7 protein-coding genes are annotated in these 7,353 nt (G+C 36.1%); 5 read left to right on the top strand and 2 right to left on the bottom strand.

Annotated features, from left to right (window positions below; all coding sequences use genetic code 11):
- Positions 1-537, top strand: a 537-nt coding sequence (locus tag B494_RS21365; RefSeq protein ID WP_277422594.1) for a collagen-like protein, incomplete at its 5' end; no start/stop codon positions are given.
- Between the two features lie 262 nt (positions 538-799).
- On the opposite strand, the gene B494_RS21660 is transcribed toward B494_RS21365, so the two are convergent.
- Positions 800-931: an RAxF-45 family protein gene (locus B494_RS21660; protein ID WP_338131645.1), complete on the bottom strand. Its 132-nt coding sequence runs from the start codon at positions 929-931 to the stop codon at positions 800-802.
- Between the two features lie 161 nt (positions 932-1,092).
- Here B494_RS21660 and B494_RS0117760 point away from each other — a divergent pair, with 161 nt between their 5' ends.
- The 3 genes from B494_RS0117760 to B494_RS0117750 all read left to right on the top strand — a co-directional run bounded on the left by B494_RS0117760 (position 1,093) and on the right by B494_RS0117750 (position 3,133).
- A complete protein-coding gene (locus B494_RS0117760; RefSeq protein ID WP_017473730.1) occupies positions 1,093-1,632 on the top strand; it encodes a PadR family transcriptional regulator in 540 nt (179 codons plus the stop codon).
- Positions 1,633-1,714: 82 nt separating this feature from the next.
- Positions 1,715-2,404 carry an ABC transporter ATP-binding protein gene (locus B494_RS0117755; RefSeq protein WP_017473729.1) on the top strand — a complete coding sequence of 230 codons (690 nt, stop codon included), beginning with the start codon at positions 1,715-1,717 and terminating at the stop codon, positions 2,402-2,404.
- 18 nt (positions 2,405-2,422) lie between these two features.
- On the top strand, positions 2,423-3,133 hold the full coding sequence (locus B494_RS0117750; protein WP_017473728.1) for an ABC transporter permease: 711 nt from the start codon (positions 2,423-2,425) through the stop codon (positions 3,131-3,133).
- A 176-nt stretch (positions 3,134-3,309) separates the two neighbouring features.
- Here B494_RS0117750 and B494_RS0117745 read toward each other — a convergent pair whose 3' ends face one another.
- The gene (locus tag B494_RS0117745; protein ID WP_017473727.1) at positions 3,310-4,644 is read right to left on the bottom strand and encodes a hypothetical protein; all 1,335 of its coding nucleotides are present in this window, start codon (positions 4,642-4,644) and stop codon (positions 3,310-3,312) included.
- An 873-nt stretch (positions 4,645-5,517) separates the two neighbouring features.
- On the opposite strand from B494_RS0117745, the gene B494_RS0117740 reads away from it, so the two are divergent.
- Positions 5,518-7,227: an ABC transporter ATP-binding protein gene (locus B494_RS0117740; RefSeq protein WP_017473726.1), complete on the top strand. Its 1,710-nt coding sequence runs from the start codon at positions 5,518-5,520 to the stop codon at positions 7,225-7,227.
- Positions 7,228-7,353 lie beyond the last annotated feature (126 nt).

Below are 7,353 nucleotides of genomic sequence, written 5' to 3'. Positions count from 1 at the left end.
ACAGGCCCAGCGGGTGTAACAGGAGCGACGGGTCCCACAGGCCCAACGGGTGTAACAGGAGCGACGGGTCCCACAGGCCCAGCGGGAGTAACAGGAGCGACAGGTCCGAGTGGAGTCCTTGAGTTCGCAGATTTCTTTGCTTTGATGCCACCTGATAATACTGCTACAGTTGCACCTGATACTGATGTCGATTTTCCGCAAGATGGACCAGCAAGTGGTACTTCAATAGCCCGTGTCGATGATAGTACCTTTAATCTAGCAGAAATCGGTTTTTACCAGGTGCTATTTCAAGTTAGCGTCTCTGAAGCCGGACAGCTGATTCTGACCTTAAATGGTGCCGATTTAGACTATACCGTAGTGGGACGTGCAACAGGTACCTCTCAAATAGTAGGATTAGCGATTGTAGAAACAACAGCAATCAACTCCTTGCTTACTGTTCGTAACCCAGCTGGTAATGCTGCTGCACTAACTATTACACCTGTTGCTGGTGGAACAAGGCCTGTTTCTGCACACCTAGTTATTACAAGGCTACTATAAGTTAAACCCTTCCATGTCCTTTTCTAAACAGTCCATTCATTCATATATAAAATAAAACGAGTATAATCATATTATTTATACTCGTTTTTTTCTTTTGCTGATCTTGATAAGAAAATAAGATGACCACCATATATTTTACTAATGTTTTGCAAATTGCAAATGATCATGTGTACGACTTCTTAAAGACTTTACACACATAAAAAAAGCTATAGAAAGACAATGCTTTCCATGGCTTATGATGATATGAGTAAAAGATGTTTTTCTATCGTAGAATTGTTATAAAGTTATTAAAAAAGGACAGACTTATCCTGTTAATCACCTTATCCGCAAATTTTGCCATAAAAAGTAAATATTTAATCCAGTTCTCGTGCAAAATAATCGTACGGCTAAACATCTTCTACTCACCTACACTTCTAATATAATAATTATTATTCTATGATAAAAGTATCATTTTAAAATGTCTCACCAAAAAAATCTATATAAAAGGATTGACACATTAAGATGAAAGTATTATATTATAATTATTCAACGTTGACTATTTAAAGGGTGGTTTTGATGACGCGATTACTTGTACTTGCAATGTTAGAGTTACAACCGATGTCTGGTTATGACATTAAACAAATGTTGAAGTTAAATGATGCAGAGCGGTGGGCAGGTGTACTAATCGGTTCAATTTATAACGCATTGAAAAAATTAGAAAAAGAAGACTATATTAAAGTTAAACAGATTGAACAAACGGGCCACAGGCAAAAGGCGATTTATCACATTACAGAAAAAGGAAAGCAACATAGTAAAGCTTTGATTTATAATGCTTTACAAGACTCATCTATGGCTTATCCAACTACACTTTATGCCGGTCTTTCTTTTGCACATAAGATACAAGCAAAGGATGTAAAAAGCGCGTTAATCGAACAAAAACAGGCATTAGGGTTTGAGTATGATTCATTAAAAAAGGGATTAGAAGCAAAAAAAGCCGCTATGCAAAATGCGATTCCACCAATGACGCAACTTATTTTTGAGCATATGTTTGCCGCTATTAGCCTTCAACAAGATTTTGTCGAAAAAGCATTGATACTTATAGAAGATAGTCAATAGTGTATCGTCTTTAACCAAAGACGATTTTATTTCCCTCTTATAATCAACGTTGAATAAACAAGTTTGAACAGGAGGGTGTTAAATGATCTTAATTGAAGCATCACAACTGACAAAAAACTATAGAGATCATCAAGTAATTAAATGTTTAAATTTAAAGATCGAAAAAGGTAAAACGATTGCTCTAATTGGTCCAAACGGGGCGGGTAAATCAACGAGTATCGGTTTGCTACTTGGTTTAATTACACCTACTAGTGGGACGGTTCGTCATTGGTGCGAAAATTTCAAAGCGAAAGTTGGCGTGCAACTTCAAGCAACGCCTTTTTTTGAAGGATTTACCGTTGAAGAGAATCTCCAACTATTTGCGAGCTTTTATCATATCAAATTAGATCAGGTGCAGTTAGAAGAGAAGTTAAAGGCATTTGATTTGTTAGCCATGCGCAAGAAAATTGCAACACATTTGTCAATTGGTCAACAAAAAAGGCTAGCCATTGCTGTAACAACATTACACAGTCCGGAGCTTGTTGTATTAGATGAACCAACAGCTGGGTTAGATCCACAAGCACAAAAAAAGATACGAGATATGCTACAAGATCTAAAAGAACAGGGGATGACAGTTATGTTTTCTTCACATGATATGGCTGAAGTTACAAAGATTGCAGATAGGGTTATCTTTCTAAATCGTGGAGAAGTCATCGCTCAAGGTGCACCAGCCGACTTGCTACGGGCACATAAGGTTGATAATCTAGAAGCCTTATTTTTTCAATTGATTTAAAAGAAGGAGGGGAAATGGATGAGTAAAGTTTTTGTATTAACACTTAAAACGACATTTAGAGATATGTATTTATTATTTTGGTCGATTTTATTACCTATCATAGGCTTAGTTACCATTCAATACTTTTTTAATATGGAGAGCGAGTCACTTTATTTAATTGGTGGAATTGTTGGTATTAGTGTAGTGATGTATGCCTTTATGACGACCTCATTTCACATTTTGTCGCAACGAAAAAGGGGTGTGTTTCAACTTTTACACATGACACCGATGCCATTATGGAAATATATTGTTAGTACGTCCATGGCTAGAGCGATTACAGCCATTTTATCGGGCTATTTAATTCTTATCATCGGTTTGCTTGTGTTTCAGGAGCCCGTTTTATTTCATACACTTATGTTACTTGTTCCTATTCTTTTTTTAGCGACTATAAGTTATGTTATGTTAAGCTTTCTTGTTTCTAATTTCGTTAAGAATGAAGGGCAGATGAGTTTAGTCGCTAATATCATCACGATGCCAATGATCTTATTGAGCGATGCTTTTTATTCATTAGCATCCCTACCAAGGCCGTTTCAAACCTTTCAATTGATGAATCCATATCAATGGTTTATCAGTGGTTTACAAGCCGCTATTCATCGAGATGTCTCAAACTATTTGATAAGTATTGTGGCTTTATCTGGTTTTGTGCTTTTATTTAGTTTATTATCGTTGCGGACGTTTAAGTATGATTAAGATACACGTTTCTATAAATGCATGGCTTTGAGCATAGCAAGGTATGAATATATGAATCTCCTATACGATTGAAACGGTTACGGATTTTAGTGAGAAAACGAGCATGTCCGCAAATAAACTGAGACTAACTATGGTCTTTAAATAGTTAGTCTCAACTTTGAAAAATATCGATTTCATTATGGTCGATAGTATTCTGCTGTTCCTTCTTCGATGAGTCCGATCGATTCTATTTCTAAGACCCACTCATAAAATTCCTGTTCAGTCATCCAAAAGTCTTCATGTGATGCTTCACGATCTTCAATCATTTCAAATAACATTAATTCTTCTTCGGAAAAAGCTGTTTCATAATATTCTTCCATCGCTTCTTCATAATAAGCATCTGCACTAGACATCAGAAAATCGTCAACAACATATTCAATATCACGGATTAAGTACTCAAGGTCTGATTCGGTGAATGGTTCTCGCCCCTCCCCATAAAATACATAATCAAGCTCTTGATCATATAAATACGTCGTACGGGCAGTTATTTCAATTTCAAATAATTCTGAACCATCGTCTTCACTCATCATTAAAGTTAAGTCTGTTGCAGTAATCAATTCTTGCTCAATTTCAAAAGCTACTTCTAATTCAAAATCTATTTCTTCGTAATCTACCTTTAACTCATCAATTGTGTCGATTACCTCATTAATATCTCCATAGGACTCTTCATATCGAGTTAACATTTGATCGTGATCAGCTAACGCGTTAATCGCATGTTCATATGCTTGAAGAAACAGATGTTGGTCTACATTTAAAATAACTTGATCATCTGATTCCGTAATCGCGTCCTCTTTAGCAAAGAATTTAAACATGTGTTCAAAGAAAAACTGATCAACTTCTTCATCATAGCCATATTCATAGTTTTCATCATTCAGTGTGTCTGTGTATTTTTTCCCGCTAATGGCCTCTTCTACAGTTGCGACTATGAGATTTACTAATTCATCATCATACATTTCTGCTTCTTCAATCGTATAAGCATCAGTAATGTCCTGATTGTTTTCTACAAGATTAACCAAATCTCCTAAAAGAGCTGCATATGGATCTAAATCAATCGCCATCTCATCGTTGGCTTGGTCAATGTAAAAGTTCACAGGAATGGACAAGTCGTATGTTGGTCCATCTATTGAAGTTGCTAGTTCAGTATTAGTAGACATTTCAATAATATCATTTTCATTGTCAACTAGAAGCGTGCTTGTTCCTGTTAACTCGCTGAAGCTTTCGACTGCGGAGTCCATGTCAAAATCAAGAAAGCCACCATTATGAAGGCTATCACTGCTTTCTCTACTTTCAAAATTAAACGTCATGTCAAAAGTACTCTCAGCCGTTACGGTTGAGGCATTAATTGATTTACCTAAAGCTTGAGCTAGCCTAGCTTCAGGTGAAGACGAAAAGGTATAAAATAGTATACCTGCTATGGCTAATAATGCTAAACTACTAAAAATTAAGCCTACTTTTATTTTTTTCTTTTCCATAATTATTATCCATCCTTATCTGTAAAAATAGTGTATAAATTCCTTTTATATTATCTCATATTTTTATTAGTTACACTGACGCATTTATTTCTAGATATTTCGCCTTAAAAAAAATGATAATAATTGTGGTCATTTGACAATAAAAGTTGATATAAAGACAGTTGCTAACCGTCTAATCCGTTTGTTTGATAGAATATTTTAAAAAACATCACTTTATATTTTATAGTCATTTAATCCTATTTAATTATTGGTAAAATCAATATGCAATTGTTTTTTAAAAGAAAAAAAGGAAAATCAACTCAGTTAAATTGGGGTTATTTAGAAAAATATAAAGTCATTTAACCTAGTGGTAACTTGCAAAAATAGACGATTATGTTTGCTACTGTTGCTTTCATTTATCATAGATAATCGTTAGTAGAACATCCCCACCAAACGAGAGAGTAGAGTAAATCTATTTAAGTGGGTGATAACGGACGCTAATGTCCTGATTCAGTCAACTTCAAAAGTTAAGCTATTTTCTTGTGAAACTTAAACTTCATAGGTATAATAAAGGTTAAATTTTTTGAATCTTCTCTTTCTCGCAGATAACTGTCCATAGACTGCTCACCTCAAATAGCGAGCAGTAATTAATAGAGCTGTGGGCGCTAACGGCCATTAATGCCCTGATTCACTCTGTCCAACAGGGTGTTGGTCACACAAGCTTTTTCACAGGACGCGAAGACGTTAGCTTATGTTCCTTATCAGTGGGCGAGTAAGATTGTAGACGAAGACCGCCACGTCTACATGACCTACGTTCTGTAGCCCCCGCCCATTGAGTGAAGTTTCGTTTGATATAAGTGAGGTTCGAAGGTTAATAAAGAGGGGGGATTTCTATTGTTAAAACGCTTTTTTGCTTATTACAAGCCTTATAAAGGTTTATTTTTTTTAGATTTCATATCAGCTATTTTCGTTGGTTTACTAGAGTTAGCTTTTCCACTAGCGGTTAATTATGTCATTGATCAATTATTACCAGCTGGTGATTGGACGGTGATCTTATGGGCATCACTAGGGTTGCTAGCTATTTATGCTTTAAATACAGGGTTGCATTTTATTGTGACATACTGGGGACATATGCTTGGTATTAATATTGAAACAGATATGCGAAGTAAGCTGTTTAAGCATATGCAGCAACTATCATTTGGCTATTATGATAATAATAAGACAGGCCATTCGATCTCTAGGTTGACAAAAGATTTAGAAGAAATAGGTGAAGTAGCTCACCATGGACCTGAAGATGTATTTGTGGCCTTAATGACTTTGATTGGTTCCTTAATTATAATGATGTCGATTGATTTTCAGCTCGCCTTAATTATTTTCACAGTCGTTCCGTTGATTGTTATATTTGCGATTCATTTTAATAAAAAAATGACACAAACATTTAGACGAATGTTCCACGATGTAGCAGATATTAATGCGCGTGTTGAAGATAGCATTGGTGGTATTCGCGTCGTAAAAGCCTTTGCTAATGAGGCGCATGAGCAAAAACAATTTGGCGAGAATAACAGCCAATATCGTCGAACCAAGCTATCATCCTATAAAATTATGGCTCAAAACGTGACAGCAAATTATATGTTAATGCGCCTCATTACCTTATCTGCGCTTATGTTTGGCTCGTATTTTGTGATTGGGGCAGATCTAAGTCACGGGGAGTTTGTCGCTTTTATTTTGTTGACGAATATTTTAATTAATCCGATTCAAAAAATTAATGCAGTAATTGAAAGTTATCCAAAAGGATTTGCCGGTTTCAAACGCTATACTGAGGTGCTGGATACTGAACCTGAAATTCAAGATGCTGAGGATGCAATTCATTTAGATATGGGCGGAGAGATCAAGTATCAGCAAGTTGATTTTGGTTATCAAGGTTTAGAAAAAGTCTTAAATAAAATTGATTTAACGATTTCGCCAGGAGAAACAATTGCTTTTGTTGGCCCTTCAGGAGCAGGTAAAACGACGTTATGCAGTTTATTGCCTCGCTTTTATGAAGTGACAGGTGGTGCAATTACCATTGATGGTGTTGATATTCGTCACATTAAGCAAGCATCATTAAGAAGTCAAATTGGTATTGTTCAACAGGATGTCTTTCTCTTTTCTGGAACAATTAGAGAAAATATTGCATATGGGAAGTTGGACGCAACTGATGAAGAAATCCTAGCGGCTGCAAAGAAAGCACGTTTAGATGATTTTATTGAAACGCAACCAGAAGGGCTTGAAACGGTAATTGGAGAACGTGGTGTGAAATTATCTGGTGGTCAAAAGCAACGTTTGTCAATTGCGCGGATGTTTTTAAAAAATCCGCCTATCTTAATTTTAGATGAAGCAACCTCTGCACTTGATACAGAAACAGAAATCGCTATTCAAAAATCTTTAGAAGAATTAGCGCAAGGAAGAACAACGCTTGTTATTGCCCACCGCTTAGCAACGATCAAACATGCCGATCGTATTGTGGTGGTCACGAAAAATGGCATTGAAGAGCAAGGCTCACATCAACAGTTGATTGAACAAGATGGTGCCTATAGTCGTCTGCATCAAGCTCAATTTATTTAAATCAAACCGACTAACTGTCGTTACAGCTAGTCGGTTTTTGCTTGTCTAACATCTCGTCTAGCAACAATCACTATTCTTCATGCCATGTCTCAAGCACCAGAGGCACGGCAACTTCCTTACTTAAAA

The organism is Amphibacillus jilinensis Y1, assembly GCF_000306965.1.
In the GTDB taxonomy this organism is placed as follows: domain Bacteria; phylum Bacillota; class Bacilli; order Bacillales; family Amphibacillaceae; genus Amphibacillus_C; species Amphibacillus_C jilinensis.
This window is presented reverse-complemented; position numbering and strand designations above follow the sequence as displayed.

Coding starts and splice junctions, on each gene's coding strand:
- B494_RS0117745 (WP_017473727.1), bottom strand. CDS start 4,644: ATGGAAAAGAAAAAAATAAAAGTAGGCTTAATTTTTAGTAGTTTAGCA.
- B494_RS0117755 (WP_017473729.1), top strand. CDS start 1,715: ATGATCTTAATTGAAGCATCACAACTGACAAAAAACTATAGAGATCAT.
- B494_RS0117750 (WP_017473728.1), top strand. CDS start 2,423: ATGAGTAAAGTTTTTGTATTAACACTTAAAACGACATTTAGAGATATG.
- B494_RS0117760 (WP_017473730.1), top strand. CDS start 1,093: ATGACGCGATTACTTGTACTTGCAATGTTAGAGTTACAACCGATGTCT.
- B494_RS21660 (WP_338131645.1), bottom strand. CDS start 931: ATGTTTAGCCGTACGATTATTTTGCACGAGAACTGGATTAAATATTTA.